Annotated in this window: 22 protein-coding genes; 9 read left to right on the top strand and 13 right to left on the bottom strand. The window is 35.1% G+C overall.

Annotation, left to right across the window (positions count from 1 at the left end; translation table 11 throughout):
- The first annotated feature begins 301 nt into the window (after positions 1 to 301).
- The 8 genes from atpB to FcAc13_RS10335 all read left to right on the top strand — a co-directional run bounded on the left by atpB (position 302) and on the right by FcAc13_RS10335 (position 6,759).
- Positions 302 to 1,084, top strand: coding sequence for a F0F1 ATP synthase subunit A (gene atpB / locus FcAc13_RS10370; protein ID WP_187756146.1), 783 nt, complete (start codon positions 302 to 304; stop codon positions 1,082 to 1,084).
- Between the two features lie 38 nt (positions 1,085 to 1,122).
- Positions 1,123 to 1,353: a F0F1 ATP synthase subunit C gene (gene atpE / locus FcAc13_RS10365; protein WP_187756145.1), complete on the top strand. Its 231-nt coding sequence runs from the start codon at positions 1,123 to 1,125 to the stop codon at positions 1,351 to 1,353.
- A 42-nt stretch (positions 1,354 to 1,395) separates the two neighbouring features.
- A complete protein-coding gene (gene atpF, locus FcAc13_RS10360) occupies positions 1,396 to 1,866 on the top strand; it encodes a F0F1 ATP synthase subunit B (protein WP_187756144.1) in 471 nt (156 codons plus the stop codon).
- A 17-nt stretch (positions 1,867 to 1,883) separates the two neighbouring features.
- On the top strand, positions 1,884 to 2,417 hold the full coding sequence (gene atpH / locus FcAc13_RS10355) for a F0F1 ATP synthase subunit delta (RefSeq protein ID WP_187756143.1): 534 nt from the start codon (positions 1,884 to 1,886) through the stop codon (positions 2,415 to 2,417).
- An 11-nt stretch (positions 2,418 to 2,428) separates the two neighbouring features.
- On the top strand, positions 2,429 to 3,970 hold the full coding sequence (atpA, locus tag FcAc13_RS10350) for a F0F1 ATP synthase subunit alpha (RefSeq protein WP_187756142.1): 1,542 nt from the start codon (positions 2,429 to 2,431) through the stop codon (positions 3,968 to 3,970).
- A gap of 21 nt (positions 3,971 to 3,991) precedes the next feature.
- On the top strand, positions 3,992 to 4,861 hold the full coding sequence (gene atpG / locus FcAc13_RS10345) for a F0F1 ATP synthase subunit gamma (protein WP_187756141.1): 870 nt from the start codon (positions 3,992 to 3,994) through the stop codon (positions 4,859 to 4,861).
- A 66-nt stretch (positions 4,862 to 4,927) separates the two neighbouring features.
- Positions 4,928 to 6,310 (top strand): F0F1 ATP synthase subunit beta, encoded by a 1,383-nt coding sequence (atpD, locus tag FcAc13_RS10340; protein WP_187756140.1) that lies wholly within the window; start codon positions 4,928 to 4,930, stop codon positions 6,308 to 6,310.
- Between the two features lie 26 nt (positions 6,311 to 6,336).
- Positions 6,337 to 6,759: a F0F1 ATP synthase subunit epsilon gene (locus FcAc13_RS10335; protein ID WP_187756139.1), complete on the top strand. Its 423-nt coding sequence runs from the start codon at positions 6,337 to 6,339 to the stop codon at positions 6,757 to 6,759.
- A 703-nt stretch (positions 6,760 to 7,462) separates the two neighbouring features.
- Here FcAc13_RS10335 and nadK read toward each other — a convergent pair.
- Complete coding sequence (gene nadK / locus FcAc13_RS10330; RefSeq protein ID WP_187756138.1) at positions 7,463 to 8,344, bottom strand: NAD(+) kinase; 882 nt, start codon at positions 8,342 to 8,344, stop codon at positions 7,463 to 7,465.
- A gap of 141 nt (positions 8,345 to 8,485) precedes the next feature.
- Between nadK and grpE the strand changes: the two genes are divergently transcribed.
- Positions 8,486 to 9,088 carry a nucleotide exchange factor GrpE gene (gene grpE, locus FcAc13_RS10325; RefSeq protein ID WP_187756137.1) on the top strand — a complete coding sequence of 201 codons (603 nt, stop codon included), beginning with the start codon at positions 8,486 to 8,488 and terminating at the stop codon, positions 9,086 to 9,088.
- 108 nt (positions 9,089 to 9,196) lie between these two features.
- On the opposite strand, the gene FcAc13_RS10320 is transcribed toward grpE, so the two are convergent.
- The 12 genes from FcAc13_RS10320 to FcAc13_RS10265 form a co-directional block, all read right to left on the bottom strand.
- Entirely contained in the window at positions 9,197 to 9,754 is a 558-nt protein-coding gene (locus FcAc13_RS10320; protein ID WP_187756136.1) for a YagU family protein, read from the bottom strand.
- Between the two features lie 35 nt (positions 9,755 to 9,789).
- Entirely contained in the window at positions 9,790 to 10,884 is a 1,095-nt protein-coding gene (pmrB, locus tag FcAc13_RS10315; RefSeq protein ID WP_187756135.1) for a two-component system sensor histidine kinase PmrB, read from the bottom strand.
- Positions 10,885 to 10,909: 25 nt separating this feature from the next.
- The gene (locus tag FcAc13_RS10310; protein ID WP_187756134.1) at positions 10,910 to 11,569 is read right to left on the bottom strand and encodes a response regulator; all 660 of its coding nucleotides are present in this window, start codon (positions 11,567 to 11,569) and stop codon (positions 10,910 to 10,912) included.
- Positions 11,570 to 11,800: 231 nt separating this feature from the next.
- Positions 11,801 to 12,361: a phosphatase PAP2 family protein gene (locus FcAc13_RS10305; RefSeq protein ID WP_187756133.1), complete on the bottom strand. Its 561-nt coding sequence runs from the start codon at positions 12,359 to 12,361 to the stop codon at positions 11,801 to 11,803.
- 246 nt (positions 12,362 to 12,607) lie between these two features.
- Entirely contained in the window at positions 12,608 to 13,252 is a 645-nt protein-coding gene (gene adk / locus FcAc13_RS10300) for an adenylate kinase (protein WP_187756132.1), read from the bottom strand.
- A 27-nt stretch (positions 13,253 to 13,279) separates the two neighbouring features.
- The gene (locus tag FcAc13_RS10295; RefSeq protein WP_187756131.1) at positions 13,280 to 13,537 is read right to left on the bottom strand and encodes a YfgJ family double zinc ribbon protein; all 258 of its coding nucleotides are present in this window, start codon (positions 13,535 to 13,537) and stop codon (positions 13,280 to 13,282) included.
- 6 nt (positions 13,538 to 13,543) lie between these two features.
- Complete coding sequence (gene der / locus FcAc13_RS10290; RefSeq protein WP_187756130.1) at positions 13,544 to 15,010, bottom strand: ribosome biogenesis GTPase Der; 1,467 nt, start codon at positions 15,008 to 15,010, stop codon at positions 13,544 to 13,546.
- Between the two features lie 339 nt (positions 15,011 to 15,349).
- Complete coding sequence (gene bamB / locus FcAc13_RS10285; protein ID WP_187756129.1) at positions 15,350 to 16,534, bottom strand: outer membrane protein assembly factor BamB; 1,185 nt, start codon at positions 16,532 to 16,534, stop codon at positions 15,350 to 15,352.
- A 206-nt stretch (positions 16,535 to 16,740) separates the two neighbouring features.
- Entirely contained in the window at positions 16,741 to 17,418 is a 678-nt protein-coding gene (locus tag FcAc13_RS10280; protein ID WP_187756128.1) for a tetratricopeptide repeat protein, read from the bottom strand.
- Between the two features lie 10 nt (positions 17,419 to 17,428).
- A complete protein-coding gene (hisS, locus tag FcAc13_RS10275; protein WP_187756127.1) occupies positions 17,429 to 18,709 on the bottom strand; it encodes a histidine--tRNA ligase in 1,281 nt (426 codons plus the stop codon).
- Positions 18,710 to 18,736: 27 nt separating this feature from the next.
- On the bottom strand, positions 18,737 to 19,846 hold the full coding sequence (ispG, locus tag FcAc13_RS10270; RefSeq protein WP_187756126.1) for a flavodoxin-dependent (E)-4-hydroxy-3-methylbut-2-enyl-diphosphate synthase: 1,110 nt from the start codon (positions 19,844 to 19,846) through the stop codon (positions 18,737 to 18,739).
- Between the two features lie 243 nt (positions 19,847 to 20,089).
- Positions 20,090 to 20,551 carry a helix-turn-helix domain-containing protein gene (locus FcAc13_RS10265; protein WP_187756125.1) on the bottom strand — a complete coding sequence of 154 codons (462 nt, stop codon included), beginning with the start codon at positions 20,549 to 20,551 and terminating at the stop codon, positions 20,090 to 20,092.
- Positions 20,552 to 20,683: the final 132 nt, after the last annotated feature.

Genomic DNA, 20,683 nt, shown 5'->3' with positions numbered 1-20,683 from the left:
TGTATATTTACCATGATAATCCGATAAAAATCGGATTATTTTTTATCTATATTTTATTAAACATTGTTTAATTTTGGTAAAAACAAGGTTGAATATTGATCACAATTGTTAATTTTTTGTTAAATAGTGTCGAATTTTCCAATTTTACCTAAACATTTATTGACTTGGCATAGGTAATTAGGTTTAAAATAACGGGCACTAATAAAATTATAAAAGCGATTGTTTTACACTTTTTATTAAAACCATAATGAAAGTGTGGGGCGATATTTTTCTTTTTTTAATAATTAAGGTAAGAGGTAATATGACAATCTCTTCTCCAAGTTCACCACAGGAATATATTAAACACCACCTTCATAGTTTACAGTTTGGTGAGGGTTTTTGGGCGTTTAATCTCGATTCCTTATTTTTCTCAATTTTGCTAGGTGTAATATTCTTGTCTATATTCCATCGGGTAGCCCATAAAGCAACTACGGGAGTTCCTGGAAAATTACAATGTGCAGTTGAAATGATCATTGAATTTGTTGATAAGACCGTTAAAGACATGTTTAGTGGTCAAAATAAATTGATTGCACCATTAGCTTTAACCATATTTGTGTGGGTGTTTTTAATGAATCTTATGGATTTATTACCAATAGATTTCTTACCATACATTTCACAACAACTAGGTTTGCCTTATTTACGTGTCGTGCCTACAGCAGATGTTAGCATTACGATGTCAATGGCTATAGGGGTATTTTTATTAATTATTATCTACACGTTTAAATATAAAGGTGTAAAAGGATTTATTAAAGACTATACTTTACATCCTTTTAATCATTGGGCTTTCGCTCCGATTAATTTACTATTGGAAACAGTTAGTCTATTATCTAAACCGATTTCTTTAGGTCTACGGCTGTTTGGAAATATGTATGCAGGGGAACTTATTTTTATCCTTATAGCAGCATTAATTCCTTGGTGGTCGCAATGGGTTTTATCTTTACCATGGGCGATTTTCCATATTTTAATTATTACGTTACAAGCATTTATTTTTATGGTGTTGACGATTGTCTACTTATCTATGGCATCGGAAACAGAAGATCACTAATAAACAATTATTTTTAATGATATTACTGGAGTATAAAGATGGACATGAGTATGTTATTTATAGCTGCTGGATTGATGATGGGATTAGCTGCAATTGGTGGAGCAATTGGTATTGGTATTTTAGGAGGCAAGTTCCTTGAAGGTGCTGCACGCCAACCAGAATTAATGCCAATGTTACGTACTCAATTCTTTATCATTATGGGATTAGTTGATGCAATCCCAATGATCAGTGTGGGTATTGCTTTATATACTATTTTCGCTCGCGCTTAATTAGCTATTATTTAATATGAGTAATGTAAGAGGAATTGTCTCATGAATATGAATGCAACGCTCCTCGGCCAAGCAATTACATTTGTATTGTTTGTTTGGTTCTGTATGAAGTTTGTTTGGCCTCCGATTATCAGTGCGATTGAAAAACGCCAAAAAGAGATAGCTGACGGGCTTGCTTCAGCAGAAACAGCAAAAAAAGATTTGGAATTAGCCAAAGCTAATACATCTGACATAATGCAACAGGCTAAGGTTGAGGCGAATGCTATTATTGAGCAAGCAAATAAACGCAAAGCATCAATAATCGAGGAAGCCCAACAAGAAGCGACTCGTGAAAGAGAAAGAATTGTTGCACAAGGTCTTGCTGAAGTTGAGGCCGAACGCAAACGAGCCCGAGAAGAGTTAAAACAACAGGTTGCAAGGCTTGCCATTGCTGGTGCAGAGAAAATTATTGAACGTTCTGTTAATGAAGCCGCTAATAGTGACATTATTGACAAACTAGTAGCAGAATTATAAGAGGAGATTGAGCAATAATGGCTGACTTTATTACAGTTGCTCGTCCTTATGCTAAAGCTGCTTTCGATTTTGCTGTTGAACATAATCGCATTGAAGCATGGCAAAAGATGCTAACTTTAGTGTCACATATTAGTCAGGATGAACAAATTAAAAGTGTTTTGACATCCGATATGAAGCCAGATTCAATTGCGCAGTTATTTATTAATGTTTGTCGTGAGCAACTTGATGAATATCAAGCAAATTTTATCAAAGTGATGGCAGAAAATAAGCGATTAATTTTACTGCCAGATGTGTTAATGCTTTTTGTTCAATTTGTGTTAGCAAAACAAGCCGTGGCAGATGTTGATGTAATATCTGCCACGCCGTTAACAGATGCACAACTTGATAAAATTGCAGCTGGAGTCGAACAACGTTTATCTCGAAAAGTAAGACTGAAATGTCATATTGATAAATCAATCATGTCAGGTTTTATTATTCGTTCGGGTGATATGGTTATTGATAGTAGTATTAGAGGGCGCCTTAATCGTTTAAGTGACGCGCTACAGTCTTAAGGGGACTGATAATGCATCTAAATTCAACTGAAATTAGTGAACTAATTAAAGAGCGAATTGCTCAGTTCAATGTTGTGAGTAATGCTCACAATGAAGGAACAATTATATCCGTTAGTGATGGAATTCTTCGTATTCATGGTTTAACTGAAGTAATGCAAGGAGAAATGATTGCATTGCCAGGAAATCGTTATGCAATGGCACTTAATTTAGAACGTGATTCTGTTGGTGCTGTGGTAATGGGACCTTATGAAGACCTTGCTGAAGGTATGAAAGTTCAATGTACCGGTCATATTTTACAAGTCCCGGTAGGGGAAGGCTTGCTTGGACGTGTTATTAATACGTTAGGTGAACCTATCGATGGTAAAGGAGCACTTCAGCATGATGGTTTTTCACCTGTTGAAGTTGTCGCGCCAGGAGTTATTGAGCGTCAATCGGTTGATCAGGCTTTACAAACTGGTTATAAAGCGGTTGATTCAATGATTCCAATCGGGCGTGGACAACGTGAATTAATCATCGGTGACCGTCAAACAGGTAAAACAGCGTTGGCAATTGATGCAATCATTAATCAACGTGATTCAGGCGTTAAATGTATCTATGTCGCGATTGGTCAAAAACAATCTACTATCGCTAATGTTGTACGTAAATTAGAAGAGTATGGTGCACTGCAAAACACGATTGTGGTCGTTGCTTCTGCATCAGAATCGGCAGCATTACAATATTTAGCACCTTATGCAGGTTGTGCAATGGGTGAATACTTCCGTGATCGTGGTCAGGATGCACTTGTTGTTTATGATGATCTTTCAAAACAAGCGGTCGCTTATCGTCAAATTTCATTATTATTACGACGTCCGCCTGGACGTGAAGCTTACCCTGGGGATGTATTCTACTTGCATTCACGTTTATTAGAACGTGCAGCACGTGTTAACGCTGATTATGTAGAGCAGTTTACAAAAGGGGAAGTTAAAGGTAAAACCGGTTCATTAACTGCCTTACCAATTATTGAAACCCAAGCTGGTGACGTATCTGCTTTCGTTCCGACCAACGTTATTTCGATTACTGATGGTCAAATTTTCTTAGAAACGAATTTATTTAATTCTGGAGTACGTCCCGCAGTTAACCCAGGTATTTCGGTATCGCGTGTTGGTGGTGCGGCACAAACTAAAGTAATCAAAAAATTATCAGGTGGTATTCGTACTGCTTTAGCTCAATATCGTGAGTTAGCTGCATTCTCACAGTTTGCTTCGGATCTTGATGATGCAACGCGTAATCAGTTAAGCCATGGTGAAAAAGTAACTGAATTACTTAAACAGAAACAGTATTCACCTTTGACCGTCGCTGAACAGTCTGTAGTGCTATTTGCAGCAGAACGTGGTTATTTAGAAGATGTTGAATTGCCAAAAGTATTGGCTTTTGAAGCAGCGCTTCTTTCTTATGCGCACAGTCAATATACAGATTTTATGGCTGAGCTTGCTAAAACTGGTAATTACAATGATGATGTTGAGAATAAGCTAAAAGAAATTCTAGATAGCTTTAAATCTACACAGACTTGGTAGTTATCAAGCAGAGGTGAATAAATGGCTAATGCAAAAGAGATAAGAACGAAAATCGCAAGTATTCAAAGTACTCAAAAGATTACACGAGCGATGGAAATGGTTGCCAACTCTAAAATGCGAAAAACGCAAGATAGAATGGCAGCAAGTCGTCCTTATGCAGAGTTAATACGTAACGTAATTGGACATTTAGCGTTAGTACAATCATGTGTTAAGCATCCTTACCTAAATGAACGGGATGTTAAGCGTGTTGGTTACCTGATCATTTCAACCGATCGAGGTTTATGTGGTGGTTTAAATATTAATTTATTTAAAACTGTTGTAGCTGATATGCAGAATTGGCAGGAAAAAGGTGTTGAATCTGATTTAGCTGTGGTTGGGTCACGTGGCGTTTCTTTTTTTACTTCGTTAAAAGCTAATATTTTAACACAAGTAACAGGGTTAGGTGATGATCCAACCCTTTCTGATTTAATCGGACCTGTGAAAACAATGTTGCAAGCTTATGATCAAGGTAAAATTGACCGTCTATATATTGTGACTAATCGATTTATCAATACCATGACGCAAAAACCAATGATACAACAGTTGATACCACTTGAACCTGCTGATGATGAAGAGCTTAAATCTAAAACTTGGGATTATATCTATGAACCAAGTGAAAAATCATTATTAGATGTGACAGTTCGTCGTTATATTGAATCACAAGTTTACCAAGCTGTTGTTGAAAACTTGGCAAGTGAACAAGCGGCCAGGATGGTCGCAATGAAGGCGGCAACTGATAATGGTGCAAATCTCATCAGTGAGTTACAAATTGTCTATAATAAAGCACGTCAAGGTGCTATTACTAATGAGTTGATAGATATTGTATCGGGCGCAGCAGCAGTTTCAGGTTAACGTTAAAGTCATGTTGCATTTTAATGTGCAACTGATTAATTAAGATTAAGACATAGAGGATTAAAGATGGCTACTGGAAAGATTGTCCAGATTATCGGCGCAGTTGTTGATGTCGAATTTCCAGAAAATGCGGTACCAAATATTTATGACGCATTAGAGGTGGAAACTGGCGCAGATAAACTTGTTCTGGAAGTTCAGCAACAATTAGGTGGCGGTGTCGTATGCTGTATTGCAATGGGATCTACTGATGGATTACGTCGTGGATTAAATGTTGTTAATACCGGTCATGGTATTGAAGTTCCTGTTGGTACTGAAACACTAGGTCGTATTATGAATGTGTTAGGTGATCCAGTTGATAATGCTGGTCCAATTAACGAAAAAGAGCGTTGGGGGATTCACCGTAATGCACCAAATTATGACGAGCTAGCTAACTCGACTGAATTACTTGAAACAGGTATAAAAGTAATCGACTTAATTTGCCCATTTGCTAAAGGTGGTAAAGTTGGTTTGTTTGGTGGTGCCGGTGTAGGTAAAACAGTTAACATGATGGAATTAATCCGTAATATCGCGATTGAACATTCAGGTTATTCTGTATTTACTGGTGTGGGTGAACGTACACGTGAAGGGAATGATTTTTATCATGAAATGCGTGAATCAAACGTACTTGATAAAGTATCATTGGTTTATGGTCAAATGAATGAGCCACCAGGAAATCGTTTACGGGTAGCTTTGACGGGTTTAACTATTGCCGAAAAATTCCGTGATGAAGGTAAAGACGTTTTGTTATTTATTGATAACATTTATCGTTATACGTTAGCGGGTACTGAAGTATCTGCATTATTGGGTCGTATGCCATCTGCGGTTGGGTATCAACCTACATTAGCTGAAGAAATGGGACAATTGCAAGAGCGTATCACATCAACTAAAAAAGGATCGATCACTTCGATTCAAGCCGTTTATGTGCCAGCTGATGACTTAACTGACCCATCACCAGCAACAACATTTGCCCACTTGGATGCAACAATTGTATTAAGTCGTCAAATTGCATCATTAGGTATTTATCCGGCAGTGGATCCACTTGATTCAACTAGCCGTCAATTAGATCCGTTAGTTGTTGGTCAAGAGCATTACGATTGTGCGCGTGGTGTTCAATCAATCTTACAACGTTATCAGGAGTTGAAAGATATTATCGCAATTCTTGGTATGGATGAATTATCTGAAGATGATAAATTAACCGTTGCTCGTGCGCGTAAGATACAACGTTTCTTATCTCAACCGTTCTTTGTTGCTGAAGTATTTACTGGTTCGCCGGGTAAATATGTTCCATTGAAAGATACGATTAGTGCTTTTACAGGTATTATGAATGGTGATTATGACCATTTACCTGAACAGGCATTCTATATGGTTGGTTCAATTGATGAAGCAATTGAGAAAGCAAAATCTCTGTAAGAGATAATTAGTGTGGAGAGTGTATTATGGCACTAACTTCCTATCAATTAGAAGTTGTTAGTGCTGAATCTCACCTTTTCTCAGGTGAGGTTCAGCGAATCAGAATAACCGGTAGCGAAGGTGAACTAGGTATTTATCCTGGTCATACTCAGCTGCTAACAACGATTAAACCCGGTATGGTTGGTATTGTTAAAGCTGATGGGGAAGAAGAATTTATCTATCTATCCGGTGGTATTTTAGAAGTGCAACCAACAATGGTGACTATTCTGGCCGATACGGCGATTCGTGGTGAAGATCTTGATGAAGCGAGAGCAAAAGAATCGGTAAGACAAGCTAAAGAACATATCAATAATCCAAGTGGTGATATGACTTATGCACAAGCATCAGCTGAATTATCAAAAGCACTGGCTAAATTACGAGTTATCGATTTAACACGAAGTAATCGCTAATAGCTATCTATTCCGTTATCGTGCTGTAGGCACGATAATTTCTTTCTTCTTTCTAAAGTTTAATAAGGCGTATCTATAAATATCTATATCCAGGATGAATACGTTATTATTCGACTATGATCAAATCATACGTATCGGTTAATAAGTGACTTTTCTGGTAATCCATATAACGTCAACAGTTCTCTAACCCCAGTCTATTCGTTTTTTGTGCAAGATGTATATTGATCTTTTTCTATATAAACAGCTTAATAATTAATTTTTGCGATTTAAACTAACATAGTTTAGCTTAATTTCTAAAAATAATGTTCAACTATTAAATTGCAGTATATCGATAGGTAAAAATCGGGTAAAAATAAATAATCACTATGTAATGAGAGCCACCATGACTTCAAATGTAGAAAGAGATGTTTTAATAGAAACAAAATAGGGAACTTGCTTACTTGTTTAGTTATTATAAAATAAAATGCTGGCTGAGGACCATATTGAAAAATCAATTTAATTACAATAAGCTTTGAAATTACATTTTTTTACTGATTTAGGATTTTAGATTGCTTAAAAAAATTATATCGGAATGATGATCTTTTGAATCAAGCTTAAAGCATGAAAATAAAGACTTTTTTCAAGGGTTTAATCATGTCAAGACGCTATCTATAAAAGAATATATTAGTTAAAACATGTCATTAAAAAGTAAGGGAAGAAAGAATTAATATAATTTTTTTGACCAACCTAATTTATTAGATAAATTTTTAAAGTAATTATAATTAGCGGTGTGAATAAGGTTAAATTCACATTGAGAACGTTTAATAATGATTTCATCATTTGCTTCAGCTGTTAGGATAATTTGACTATCGCAGGAAATTTGGAGTTGTTCCTTAGTAGTTGGGCATTTAAGTTTAATCACATTATCACTTTTTATCACTAGCGGTCTAGCAGATAATGAATGTGGAAACATTGGTGTTATAATAAAAGCATCCAAGTTAGGCGTTATAATAGGCCCTCCAGCGGAAAGTGAATAAGCAGTAGAACCAGTTGGTGTGGATATGATTACGCCATCGGCGCGTTGTGAAAATGCTTTTTTATTATTAATATAAGCATCATATTCAATCATATGTGCCACATGCTCAGGATGAAGAACGATTTCGTTGACAGCAAAACTAGAAACTGTGTTTGTCCCTTTTTTATTGTAGATGGAAACTTCAAGCAAAAATCGTGGATCATCGATATATTCACCTGATAAAACTTCGCTTAAACTATCAATCGCATTATTGGGATTAATATCAGTTAAAAATCCAAGATTTCCACGATTGATACCAATAATTTTAATTTTATAATGTGCCAAATAACGTGCGACTCTTAAGATATTACCATCCCCACCTATTACAATAGCGAGTTCGGCTTGCTGACCAATTTCTTCCAATGAAGCATAATGCTCAACGGCAAATGAGAGGTGATTTTGTAGTTTATCTTCAACTAAAACTCGATAGTTGTTACTTTTTAACCATGTATAAATTATTTGATGAGTAGCGAGCGCAGCAGGTTGTCTTGGAATACCGATTAATCCAATGCAATTAAATGGTTTACTCATAAAATCATCCTTAGTAATTTATTGATTATTTGCAATAAAATAGTTTTATTCCTTCCGCTTGACGGTCTGGTCTTGTAATATTGAATTTTATCCCCATAATACCTTAAATAAAAATATTTTTGATAATTTTCGGAGTAACCTATGACTGATCAAGAAAAGACTATGTCAGAAACTAATGAAGATATTAACACAAAACCAGAATCGACAGATAATTTTGCTGATACAACATCTGAAAAAGACGTGCAGCAATCACAGTTGGAAGCCTTACTAAAGGAAAAAGATCAACTCATTGCGAATCTGGAAAAAGATCTACAAATCGCTAAGAAGAATGAAAGCGAAGCAATGGTACGAGCAAGGGCCGAAATTGATAATGTGCGTAAACGTGTCGAACAGGATATTGAAAAAGCACATAAATTTGCGTTAGAAAAATTTTCCAATGAGTTATTACCGGTGATTGATAATCTTGAACGTGCTTTGCAAGCTACCGATAAAGAGAATCCAGAGCATAAAGCAACGGTAGAAGGATTAGAATTAACCCTTAAATCATTTTTAGATACTGTGAAAAAATTTGGTGTTGATATTGTGTCTACCGAAGGTGGTCAATTAAATCCAGATGTACATCAAGCTATTACTATGATTGAATCGCCAGAACATCAATCAGGGCAAATTGTTAATACAATTCAAAAAGGTTATACCCTAAATGGTCGTTTACTTCGTCCAGCAATGGTAGTTGTGGCAAAGTAAACCCTATGCTCATATCTGAGCTATATCGTTACTTTTATTGATTTAATAACTAAAAAAGCCATATTTTTATTATGGCTTTTCAATGTTTAAATTCTATTTATTTAAAATTTATTGATGCCACACTCCACGAATAGGACGTGCATAATGGGCTAATATAGCAATCATACAGATTTCAATTGAGGCTGACCAGTAGATATGTCCAAGAATTTCACTCCATAATTCATAACCATTAAGATTCCATAACCAACCGACTTTACCATGATCATAAGCTGGGTTTCTAAAACCAAATAATGGAATGAAAAAACCATGCATGATGACAGTGATGAGAATACCGTATAATGCTCCATACCACTTCCTAATGGTATTCCAAAAATAAGCAATATATACATAAACAAAAGCAAAGGCAAAGCTGAATAACCAATGGTAAAGCGTTACTGCACCATTAACCGTCGTAGCTTGATATATATAATCAAGGCTATGCGAATTAAAACCTGTCCAACCTAACCAAGCATCAATATTTGCCCCAGGTGGTGAGACTTCGCCTGGTTGACGAGGTGGCATATTGACTTCTGAGCCCCATTTTACTAACGAACTCATAAATCCACCAATGAGAGTGGTCCAAATTATAATTTTACAATCAACACTATTTTTAAATACTTTTAACATATTAATATCTCTTTAAGATAAAAACGCAATTATTATTATATAGTTAAATCAGGTAAAAGACACTTAACACATGTACCATGCGATGTATTATTACGATTTTTTATAATTAATTTACCACGATGTAATTTTATGATTCGACTAACAATACTTAACCCCAGGCCAACGCCTTTATAGCGCCTATCCATACGAAAAAAAGCCTGAGTTAATTGAGACAGTTTCGATTCATCAATACCAATACCTTCATCGATCACTTCAATGATGATATGATGATCAAATTGATGGCAATCGATAATAATTTGGCTGTTTGGTGGACTGTATCGTGATGCATTTTCTACTAAATTACGTAATAAAAGACAAATTAGGGTATGATCGCCTTTAAATAATAAGGGGCCATCACTTAATTGCCAGATTAAGGTTTGCTGCTTTGTCTGTAGCATATCTGTAAGTTCATTTGCAAGCTGATTAAAAATATCAGTCTTAAAATTGACGGTTTGTTCTGAACCGCTGATAAACTTTTGGCTGGTACGTGCTAAAGTGAGTAACTGTTCAACCGTATTAACTAAACGATCGATTCGTTCGATTAATTCCTGACAGTCGATATTTTCATTACGTTCTAATAATTCCAAATGTAAGCGTATACCGGCTAAAGGTGTTCTTAATTCATGGGCAACATCCGCAGTAAATAAGCGTTCTTGTTGTAATGTTTCATCTAATCGCATAAATAATCCGTTTAATGCTTGTGTAATCGATTTAATTTCATTCATTTGGCTTAGCGGATCAATTGGCGTCAGATTTTCTGCGGTACGCAGTGATAATTTTTTTTGTAATCGCTCTAATGGCTTGGTGATTTTTTTAATTGCCTGATAAGCCAGTAGTAACGTAATTGACATAATTGTAAAGGTTGACACTAATAATACTAAGATAGCTTCAAATTCTTCTTGTTTAACAACTGTATCGGTTATTTTTTTGCTGAGCGTTAAATCAACCATAACATCGATTTGTTCTTTACTTTCATGCCATAACCATAATACGGTAATTGTTTGACAAACAAGCATAAGTAAACCAAGTGTAATAAACAGATTCCAGCGAATACTATATTTTAGGTTTACGAATGTTTGTTTTAATTGCATTTTTGGTATTTCCTAGCGATGATGATTAATTTAAAGTAAAACGATAACCGTAACCTCGAACGGTTTGAATAAATTTTTTGCCAATTTTTTGTCTAAGACCATGAATATGAACTTCAAGTACATTTGAATTAGGATCACTACTCCATGTATATAAATCATTTTGTAATACTTCACGATGAATTTGTTGCTCCGGTTTAGTCATTAATCTGGCTAATAAGGCAAACTCTTTTGGTGTGAGTGTAAGAGGAATTTGATTATCAAACGCGATGTGTTGTTTAAGATCAATCGTAAAACGGCCACAACAAATAATATTATGGCAAATACCTTCATGACGACGAATTAAGGCTCTCACCCGAGCAAGTAACTCTTGTAAAGCAAAGGGTTTAATTAAATAATCATCGGCACCTAAATCTAAACCTTCGACGCGATCTTCAATTGTATCACGGGCAGTTAGAATCAATACTGGTACAGCATTGTTTTGTTTACGCCATTTGCGAAGTAATTGCAAACCATCACAATCAGGTAAACCTAAGTCAAGTATAATAACACTAAATACAAAGTTTTCTATCAATTGTTCAGCTTGTTTACCATTTTCGGCAAGTTCACAAACAAAACCTTCAGCAGTCAATGCTTTATGCAATCCTTTTTGTAATAATGTATCATCTTCGGTTATTAATATTTTCATTAGCTACCCTTATTCATTATGATTTATTATCCAATAAGTTACGTTTTTTCCGGCTTTAATTACTTTCATTATTACATCAAAAAATTTTCCACAAAATGATAAGACAAAAAAATTTATTATTTGTTCCCAAGCAATTTTGTAATATTCATCGTAACTTATGAGGTTCTTAGCCAAAAATAAAAATATAGAATAGTCAGTACTATCCTTTAAATTTAATTAGTATAACTAACGTTAATATTTAGTAATCCCAAAACGAATAAAAAAGAAAAATATTATTCGATAAATGCAACTTATAATTTCTACGGTTAATTTCCCACATTTTGGCCAATAATAATTGAGCAAATAAGTACTAATTAAGCTGATTATAATTGCGAAGATAATATCAAATGGCCAATGTATACCTAGATAAATCCGTGACCAGCCTATCAACAAAGCAATAATCAACGTTATTAAACAAGCTATTTTCTGTTGCGGATGATGTTTAATATTAAAAAATAGAGTAAAGGCAATAGCGAATATAAAAGTGGTATGTTTGCTGGGAAAAGAATTACCCTCTGCATGAAATAAAAAATTAGTGCCTGTGGTCAAACTCAAGCTAACTAATATAACAAGTAAGATTTTAGCAATGATTTCGCGTGAAATTGGTCGCCTTAGCCACAGATAGATAATAGTTAATATAGGTAAATAAATGAGATAGTTAGCACATAAAATAGCAAATGTAATCATAAAATGAGGCGCATCTGCTGCAGCATTGATCATCATAAATAGGCGGTAATTTAAGTCACTTAACATAGGTTATTCAAGTTATGATGTCTATTAATATGTTGCTTGATTTTAATAAGCTAATCTTAAAAAAACCTTAAGGGAGCATTGCTGATAAGAAAATAAAATGATTTGAGCTTAATTAGCTTTTCATGTCCAGCTGATGAATTGGGTAAGATTATATCTATCAAGGATGTAATAAGTATTAACTTATTAAAAATGACAGCCAAACTTATTTATTATCTGACTGTCATGGCGATTATATTATATGGTTAATTAACCTAAGATTTTCTCTAATTCGTGGGTAACTTTTTCAACTGGTTGTGTGCCATCTATGCGGAAATATTCAGTATTACCTGCTTTTTTCTCATTTTGATAATAATTAATTAACGGTTTAGTTAATTGATGATATTCGACTAAACGTTTTTTTACGATATCTTCATGATCATCCTTACGAATTGTAAGGGGTTCTCCAGTGATATCATCAATACCTTCATTTTTCGGTGGGTTATATTTCACGTGATAAACACGTCCAGATGTTTGATGAATACGTCGTCCACTCATACGATCGACGATAACTTCATCAGGTACATCAAATTCTAATACATAATCAACCTTAATCCCTGACGCCTTCATGGCATCAGCTTGTGGTACGGTACGTGGAAATCCATCAAGTAAAAAACCATTTTTACAATCTGGTTGGCTAATACGTTCTTTTACTAGTGCGATGACTAAATCATCGGTAACTAATTGACCCTTATCCATAAGTTCTTTAGCTTGCAAGCCTAACGATGTTTGTGCTTTGACCGCTGCGCGTAACATATCACCTGTCGAAATTTGTGGTATACCATATTTTTGCATAATAAACTGAGCTTGAGTTCCTTTTCCCGCTCCTGGTGCACCTAATAGAATGATTCGCATTATACAATAACCTCTTTTATTTATAATTTATTCACCCAAAACAGGGCGATAATGAAATTTAACTTTGCTAGTGGATACCAATCCATCATTTTGACAAATATAATTGATTGCTCCGCAACCCTTAATTTGTTGTAGAAATGCTGAACATACTGGGCAAAGGTATTGCTCATCGTAATTTTGATGGCAATGTTCACAATAACAAATTTTAGGGCTAGTCCGTTTCATTGGTTGATGGCACACCGGACAAACCCCTTCAATATTAGATAAATTCTGTTCGTTGTTCATAAAATTTTAACGGCGTCCTTTAACATGCTTTAATAAACGTCGGCGCTTACGTTGTTGTGATGCAGTTAAGCTATTTTTTCGACCCTCAAATGGATTGGCACCTTCTTTAAATTGAATACGGATAGGCGACCCCATGATTTTTAGAGAACGTCTGAAATAGTTCATCAAATAACGTTTATAAGAATCAGGTAGATCGGTGACTTGATTACCATGGATAACCACAATTGGTGGGTTATAACCTCCAGCATGGGCATATTTTAACTTAACACGTCGGCCTTGAACCAAAGGCGGTTGATGATCATCTTGCGCCATCTGCATAATTTTAGTTAATAAGGCAGTATTAACGCGACGCGTAGCGCAATCATATGCTTCTTGTATAGAATCAAATAAATTACCTACACCACTACCATGTAATGCCGAAATAAAATGTAACCGGGCAAAATCAATGAAATCTAATCGATCATCCAACGTCGATTTGATTTGTTCTTTGACATCCATTGATAAGCCATCCCATTTATTGACAGCAATCACTAGCGAACGTCCGCTATTAATAATAAAGCCAAGTAAAGAAAGGTCTTGATCGGAAATACCCTCTCTGGCATCAATCACCAAAATCACAACGTTAGCATCTTCGATCGCTTGTAGGGTTTTTATAACAGAAAATTTTTCTACCGTTTCATTAATTTTACCGCGTTTACGAACACCGGCGGTATCAATTATGATGTATTCACGCTCATCACGAGTCATCGGTATGTAAATACTATCGCGTGTGGTGCCGGGCATATCATATACAATCACGCGTTCTTCACCCAAAATTCGATTAGTGAGTGTTGACTTACCTACATTTGGTCGACCAACAATAGCTACTTTTATTGGTTGATTAATTAATGCTTGAGTATCATCTAATATTGAATCATCATAAGATTCAGGTAAAGCACTTGTATCATCGTCGCTATTATCTTCTACGATGGTGTCTGCAAAATGAAAAATGGGTTCTAAGACTGTTTCAATCAATGAAGTTACACCGCGTCCATGGCTGGCCGCAATTGGGTAAACTGAACCTAGCCCTAATTCATAAAATTCGTTTGTCACAACATCAGCATCAAGTCCATCCGTTTTATTCACCACTAGGAAATTTGGTTTTGAGCGACTACGTAAGTGATTGGCAATTGCATGATCAGCTGGCATTACGCCGGCTCTGGCATCAACCATAAATAAAACAATATCAGCTTCTTCGATTGCCTGTAAGGATTGATCTGCCATAAAGCTTTCAATGCCTTCTTCTGAGCCATCAATTCCACCCGTATCAATAACAATATACTCGTGACCTTTAATTTCAGCACGACCATACTTACGATCGCGAGTTAATCCTGGGAAATCGGCCACCAAAGCATCTCGGGTTTTGGTCAAACGATTAAATAGTGTTGATTTGCCGACATTCGGCCGACCAACTAATGCAATGACAGGTATCATGTCAATTCTCTTATTAATGGCGCCAATTCTATCGTTAAATCGATAAAAATTGACGGTAAATTCAGTTCTATACTAATAAAGTTTAGTGAGCACTCTCTATTACAACCGCAGGTAACTTAGCTTCTGCTGATAATGAAAAATGCGCTTAAACTAATATTATTTAATATTAATATTGTTCTAACGATTTAAACAATAATTAAACTAAAATACTTATTAACTTAATAACCAAACCTTTATTGTTGTAATTTCTAAAATATTAGGTCGTAAAAACGACCTAATAATATCATTGATTTTATTTTAAGTGTGTTAACTATCAATCAAAAAATATACTATTCTCCATTATTTTAGGCCATATGCATAAATATCGCCATTTTTGGCCTGAATAATTAAATCATTATCAACAACTAACGGTTTGGAGAGTAAGCCACTACTATTCACTTGAGTTTTTGCCGTAATATTACCTGTATTACTATCAATGAGATAGAGATAACCTTCATAATCACCGACAACAATATAATCATGATAAATAACCGGGTCAGTTAACTGACGATGTAATAAATCAGATAGTTTCCAAACAACCGTACCATCATTTTTTGTTAAAGCATAAATATTATCATTTTGATCAACGGCAAACAGATGGTTTTGATTCATGACTAAACTATGGTAAGAACCGACAGGTTTTTTCCAAATAATTTGTCCATCGCTTAAATCTAATGCGACAATATTGCCATTATAGCCTACAGAATAAACTAAACCTTGTTCAATAACTGGTGAAGAATCGACATCATTTAGTTTTGCAATTTCCGTAGAACCTTTTGGCTGTGAAATACGTTGTTGCCATATTAATTGCCCATCTTTAGCAAAGTAAGCACTTACATGACCACTATTATCGCCCGTTAAAATGGCACCATAAGCCAGCGTCGGTGTTGATTGCCCACGTAATGTTAGTGTTGGCACTTCAGTAGTAATTTCCCATAATTCATTGCCACTATTACGATTGAAACACTGAATGTAACCATTTGAGGTTGAAACAATAAGATTATCATTAACCAAAATCGGTTTAGCTAAGATTTCGCCTTTGGCCTCTTTTTGCCACATGATCATACCAGTGTATTTTTCTAAAACATAAAGTGTTGCACGCTCACTACCTACATAAACATATTTCTCATCTACCGTAACACCACCGGACAATAAAGCGGATTGACTACTAAATAATGAGCTCGTTGAAACATCAATATTCCATAGGGTATTACCAGTGGTTAAATCAATAGCTTTAATTTGTCCTTTACGACTAGCTGCGTAAACCACATTAAGATAGGCATCAGGCGATAATAATGAATAGATTTTTGTATCGCCTGATAAGTCATTATGCCAAAGCTGATGAAGTGGAAATGCGGTATCAATAACTGGAGAAGGTGCCACTTCAATGGTATCTTGTTCTCCTCCAAATAGTGAACAACCAGAGGTCACCGATGCAATCGAAATGACGATAGCACTTACCAAAAAATATTTACGCAAATTCATATTATTTTCCTATGGCAATGTTAAATTTCATTTATCATAATTTAACATTCAGTATAAATTTAATGTCATGATTTTGATGATAAAAGCCAATAATAGCAAATTTAAACCTTGATCAGATTAATTCTAACCAATCAAATATTACTTTTAAACATCGCAAACATTTATATTAAAAATTGAAATATCTCATCAATAATAAAGCTACTTTATTATTCTGCTTTAGATTGTTGAGCAGCCTTCTCTTGTTCAATATTCTGTATATCACGCAAAATTTCAGCGTTATTGCGTTTCATTTTTATATATTCAGCTAGTTTTTCAGGAACAGAACTTGCTAGCGCTGCATCATAAGCATTAAATGCGTCTTGATATTTTTCAAGTTTAATAAAAATGTCGCCCCGAATATCATTAACAGCTCCTGACCATTTTGGACTCTTTATTTGATTTAAAGTAGCCAAACTATCTTGATATTTATCCAACTGATATTGTAATTTAGCAATTCGGATATTGATAATGGCTAATATCAATTCGGAGTTTGTATTGCTACGCGCATTAATCAGTAATGATTCAGCACCAGCATAATCTTTTAGTGTTTCAACATAGAACTGTGCCGCTTTCAAATCCGCAAAAATACCATAGATATTATCGTTTTCATTAGCAAATGCGACTAACTCATCAATTGATTTAGGATCTGCTGGGTCTACTTTATTAATTAAAGATTCATACTTCTCAGATGCGATAGCAAGTTGTTCGGTCTTATATGATTGCCAATAATACCAACCTGCTATACTGATTAAAATGATAATAACAATAGGAACAATAATTTTCCATGTTCTATTAAAAAAATAAATGATTGTGTTTAACTGTTCTTCTGTATCAGAATGACTCACATTATTCTCCTCAATCCATAATGTTCATACAATATTCGGCAACACTGTTTTGGGCAACATCAAATTGTTCACCACTTTGTAAATTTTTAATGATCACTTTGTTAGCTGAAATTTCATTTTCACCAATTATGATCGCGATCTTAGCACCATGTTTATCTGCTTTGCTGAATTGCTTTTTGAAATTGCTGGTACCATAGTTTGTCATAATACGCTTATCTGGCATCACATCACGTAATTGCTCAGCTAATTGTTGGGCGACCGCTAGGGTTTTATCTCCTGATGATATCATATAAATATCAATGTTATTATTACTTTTCAATTCAGGATTAACGCTTTGAATCAGTAAGATTAATCTTTCTGCACCGATGGCGAAGCCAACTGCTGGAGTCGATTTTCCGCCAAGTTGTGACACCAAGCTATCATAACGCCCTCCACCACAAACGGTACCTTGAGCCCCTAAACTGCTTGTTACCCATTCAAATACAGTACGATTATAATAATCTAGACCTCTTACAAGACGTTGATTAATATTATATTTAATACCATTATCGTCGAGTAATTTGCATAAACCTTCAAAATGTTCATATGATGGCGCATCTAAATATTCGAATAATTTAGGCGCTTCATTTAATAATTCTTGAATATCGGCATTTTTTGAATCTAAAATCCGTAATGGATTGGTATATAAACGACGTTTACAGTCTTCATCAAGCCGATCTTGATGCTGTTCTAAATAACTGACTAATGCTTGTTTATAATTGGCGCGCGATTCTAGTGAACCAATACTGTTAAGTTCTAACGTGGTATGTTCAGCAATTCCTAATGCTTTCCATAATCGTGCGGTCAATAAAATTAATTCTGCATCGATATCGGGTCCAGTAAGACCAAAGACTTCGACACCGAATTGGTGAAATTGACGGTAACGTCCTTTTTGTGGACGTTCATGCCGGAAAGCAGGACCAAAGTACCATAAACGCTGTTCTTGATTATATAATAACCCATGCTCAATTCCAGCTCGAACACAACCTGCTGTTAGTTCAGGTCTTAGGGTTATACTCTCATTTTCATTGCGATCATTGAAGGTGTACATCTCTTTTTCAACGATATCGGTAACTTCACCAACAGCGCGTTTGAATAATGCGGTATCTTCAACGATTGGAGTACGAATTTCATTATAGCCATAGCTATTAAAAACACGTTTCACTGTTTCTTCAACTTGTTGCCAGAGCATGCAATCAGTTGGAAGTAAATCGTTCATACCACGAATAGCTTGTATCTTTTTTTCTGCCATTTTGTTCACTATTTTAATTTAAGTTCGTTACAATTCTTTAGTTTCGATTCGGTTTTTTAAAAGCATTGCTTTTGCACGAATTTTAGTTTCCAATTCTTCGATCATTTTATCATTTTCAATACGATCTATGCGAATACCGTCTTCATAAAAACCACTTTTATTATGTCCACCAGCTACACCTAAGGTCGAGGCTAAGGCTTCACCAGGACCATTTACTACGCAGCCGATAATTGAAACATCCATCGGTGTAATAATATCTTCTAAGCGTTTTTCTAATTCATTAACAGTATTGATGACATCAAACTCTTGCCGTGAGCAGGTTGGACAGGCGATAAAATTAATTCCTCGCGCACGGATGCGTAATGATTTTAAAATATCAAAACCCACTTTTACTTCTTCCGTTGGATCGGCAGCTAATGACACTCGTAAGGTGTCACCGATGCCTTCCGACAATAACATACCCAAGCCAATTGCCGATTTAATTGAGCCACTTCTTGCGCCACCGGCTTCAGTAATACCTAGATGAAGTGGTTGCTTGATCTGTTTTGCCAATAAACGATAGGCATCAACCGCATTAAATACATCGGATGCTTTAACACTGACTTTAAACTGATCAAAGTTAAGACGATCAAGAATATCTACATGGCGCATAGCTGATTCAACAATTGCCTGCGGTGTTGGCTCACCGTATTTTTCCTGAATATCTTTTTCCAACGAACCTGAGTTTACACCAATGCGAATCGGTATATTCTTATCTCTGGCACAATCAACGACAGCACGAATTCGGTTTTCATTCCCAATATTACCAGGGTTAATCCGCAAACAATCAACACCATATTCAGCAACTTTCAAGGCTATTCGATAGTCAAAATGAATATCGGCAATCAATGGTACTTTGGCTTGCTGTTTGATGAATTTGAATGCTTCCGCTGCATCCATCGTCGGAATTGAGACCCGTATGATATCCACGCCAACGCGTTCTAATGCTTTGATTTGAGCAACTGTACTTTCTACATTGGTTGTCCGAGTATTGGTCATTGATTGTACCGCAATTGGTGCACCATTACCAATCGGCACATTTCCGACATTAATTCTTGTAGATTGCCGTCGCTTAATCGGGGAATCTTTGTGACCCATAAGTTAGCCTAAACTGAACATAAAATAAATTGGCTAATCTTAACAAGATTTCTTAAAAATGTCTGTAAATGAAAACGAAAAATATCAGTATTATCTAAAGTTTTTACATTCAAATTTTTTCACAATGGTCATCACTGATTTTATTCCTGATTCTACGATCTTTATCAATACTGATTAAGTTTTCTATATAAATAGCAAAATTCGAAGGAATAATTCAGTAAGTGCAAAAAAATATTCCCTTAATTAAATATTAGTTGTTGATTCTGATGTGGCAGTATAGTGGTTAACTTCAACTAAATTTTGGTTATTATCTTTCCAAACAGAAAACCAAGTTATGCCTAACGCAAATAAAATAATTACGATCGTCATGAAGAAAAGAATGTTACCTAAACGTTTCTGCTGCGGTTTTTGTGAATAATTTTTCATTTTTCGCTTAGGTCTTTGCTTTGATTTCATTTTTAAGAATGGTAAATACTCTTCTGGAGGTAATCCAACGATTTCAGCATAGGATTTAATATAGCTCTTGAAAAAAACATCAGGAATATAGAGAGTGTCATCATTTTCAATATCTTGAATGATAGCAGAATGGATATAAATTTTAGCAGCAATATCCGTTTGAGATAAATTTAATTCTTTTCGCAGAATGGATAATTTATTACCTAATGAAACATCTTGTTCATGGTTAGCGATATTTTCTTCGCTCATGAGCACCTCACAAAAGAAAAAGTATGGCATTGTCGATATTTCTATTATGATCTATGCTTATTCAAGCACAAAACCACTGATAGATTTAACATTTTATCACTGAATCAGTTTTTTGTACTAGCTACTATCATT

The organism is Frischella japonica, from assembly GCF_014489845.1.
Lineage (GTDB): Bacteria > Pseudomonadota > Gammaproteobacteria > Enterobacterales > Orbaceae > Frischella > Frischella japonica.
Note: the sequence above shows the minus strand (reverse complement) of the source record. Positions and strands in the feature narration are given on the sequence as shown.

Bases quoted from the DNA above. Each gene is read 5' to 3' on its own strand.
- atpB (WP_187756146.1), top strand. From the start codon at position 302: ATGACAATCTCTTCTCCAAGTTCACCACAGGAATATATTAAACACCAC.
- atpE (WP_187756145.1), top strand. From the start codon at position 1,123: ATGGACATGAGTATGTTATTTATAGCTGCTGGATTGATGATGGGATTA.
- atpF (WP_187756144.1), top strand. From the start codon at position 1,396: ATGAATATGAATGCAACGCTCCTCGGCCAAGCAATTACATTTGTATTG.
- atpH (WP_187756143.1), top strand. From the start codon at position 1,884: ATGGCTGACTTTATTACAGTTGCTCGTCCTTATGCTAAAGCTGCTTTC.
- atpA (WP_187756142.1), top strand. From the start codon at position 2,429: ATGCATCTAAATTCAACTGAAATTAGTGAACTAATTAAAGAGCGAATT.
- atpG (WP_187756141.1), top strand. From the start codon at position 3,992: ATGGCTAATGCAAAAGAGATAAGAACGAAAATCGCAAGTATTCAAAGT.
- atpD (WP_187756140.1), top strand. From the start codon at position 4,928: ATGGCTACTGGAAAGATTGTCCAGATTATCGGCGCAGTTGTTGATGTC.
- FcAc13_RS10335 (WP_187756139.1), top strand. From the start codon at position 6,337: ATGGCACTAACTTCCTATCAATTAGAAGTTGTTAGTGCTGAATCTCAC.
- nadK (WP_187756138.1), bottom strand. From the start codon at position 8,344: ATGAGTAAACCATTTAATTGCATTGGATTAATCGGTATTCCAAGACAA.
- grpE (WP_187756137.1), top strand. From the start codon at position 8,486: ATGACTGATCAAGAAAAGACTATGTCAGAAACTAATGAAGATATTAAC.
- FcAc13_RS10320 (WP_187756136.1), bottom strand. From the start codon at position 9,754: ATGTTAAAAGTATTTAAAAATAGTGTTGATTGTAAAATTATAATTTGG.
- pmrB (WP_187756135.1), bottom strand. From the start codon at position 10,884: ATGCAATTAAAACAAACATTCGTAAACCTAAAATATAGTATTCGCTGG.
- FcAc13_RS10310 (WP_187756134.1), bottom strand. From the start codon at position 11,569: ATGAAAATATTAATAACCGAAGATGATACATTATTACAAAAAGGATTG.
- FcAc13_RS10305 (WP_187756133.1), bottom strand. From the start codon at position 12,361: ATGTTAAGTGACTTAAATTACCGCCTATTTATGATGATCAATGCTGCA.
- adk (WP_187756132.1), bottom strand. From the start codon at position 13,252: ATGCGAATCATTCTATTAGGTGCACCAGGAGCGGGAAAAGGAACTCAA.
- FcAc13_RS10295 (WP_187756131.1), bottom strand. From the start codon at position 13,537: ATGAACAACGAACAGAATTTATCTAATATTGAAGGGGTTTGTCCGGTG.
- der (WP_187756130.1), bottom strand. From the start codon at position 15,010: ATGATACCTGTCATTGCATTAGTTGGTCGGCCGAATGTCGGCAAATCA.
- bamB (WP_187756129.1), bottom strand. From the start codon at position 16,534: ATGAATTTGCGTAAATATTTTTTGGTAAGTGCTATCGTCATTTCGATT.
- hisS (WP_187756127.1), bottom strand. From the start codon at position 18,709: ATGGCAGAAAAAAAGATACAAGCTATTCGTGGTATGAACGATTTACTT.
- ispG (WP_187756126.1), bottom strand. From the start codon at position 19,846: ATGGGTCACAAAGATTCCCCGATTAAGCGACGGCAATCTACAAGAATT.
- FcAc13_RS10265 (WP_187756125.1), bottom strand. From the start codon at position 20,551: ATGAGCGAAGAAAATATCGCTAACCATGAACAAGATGTTTCATTAGGT.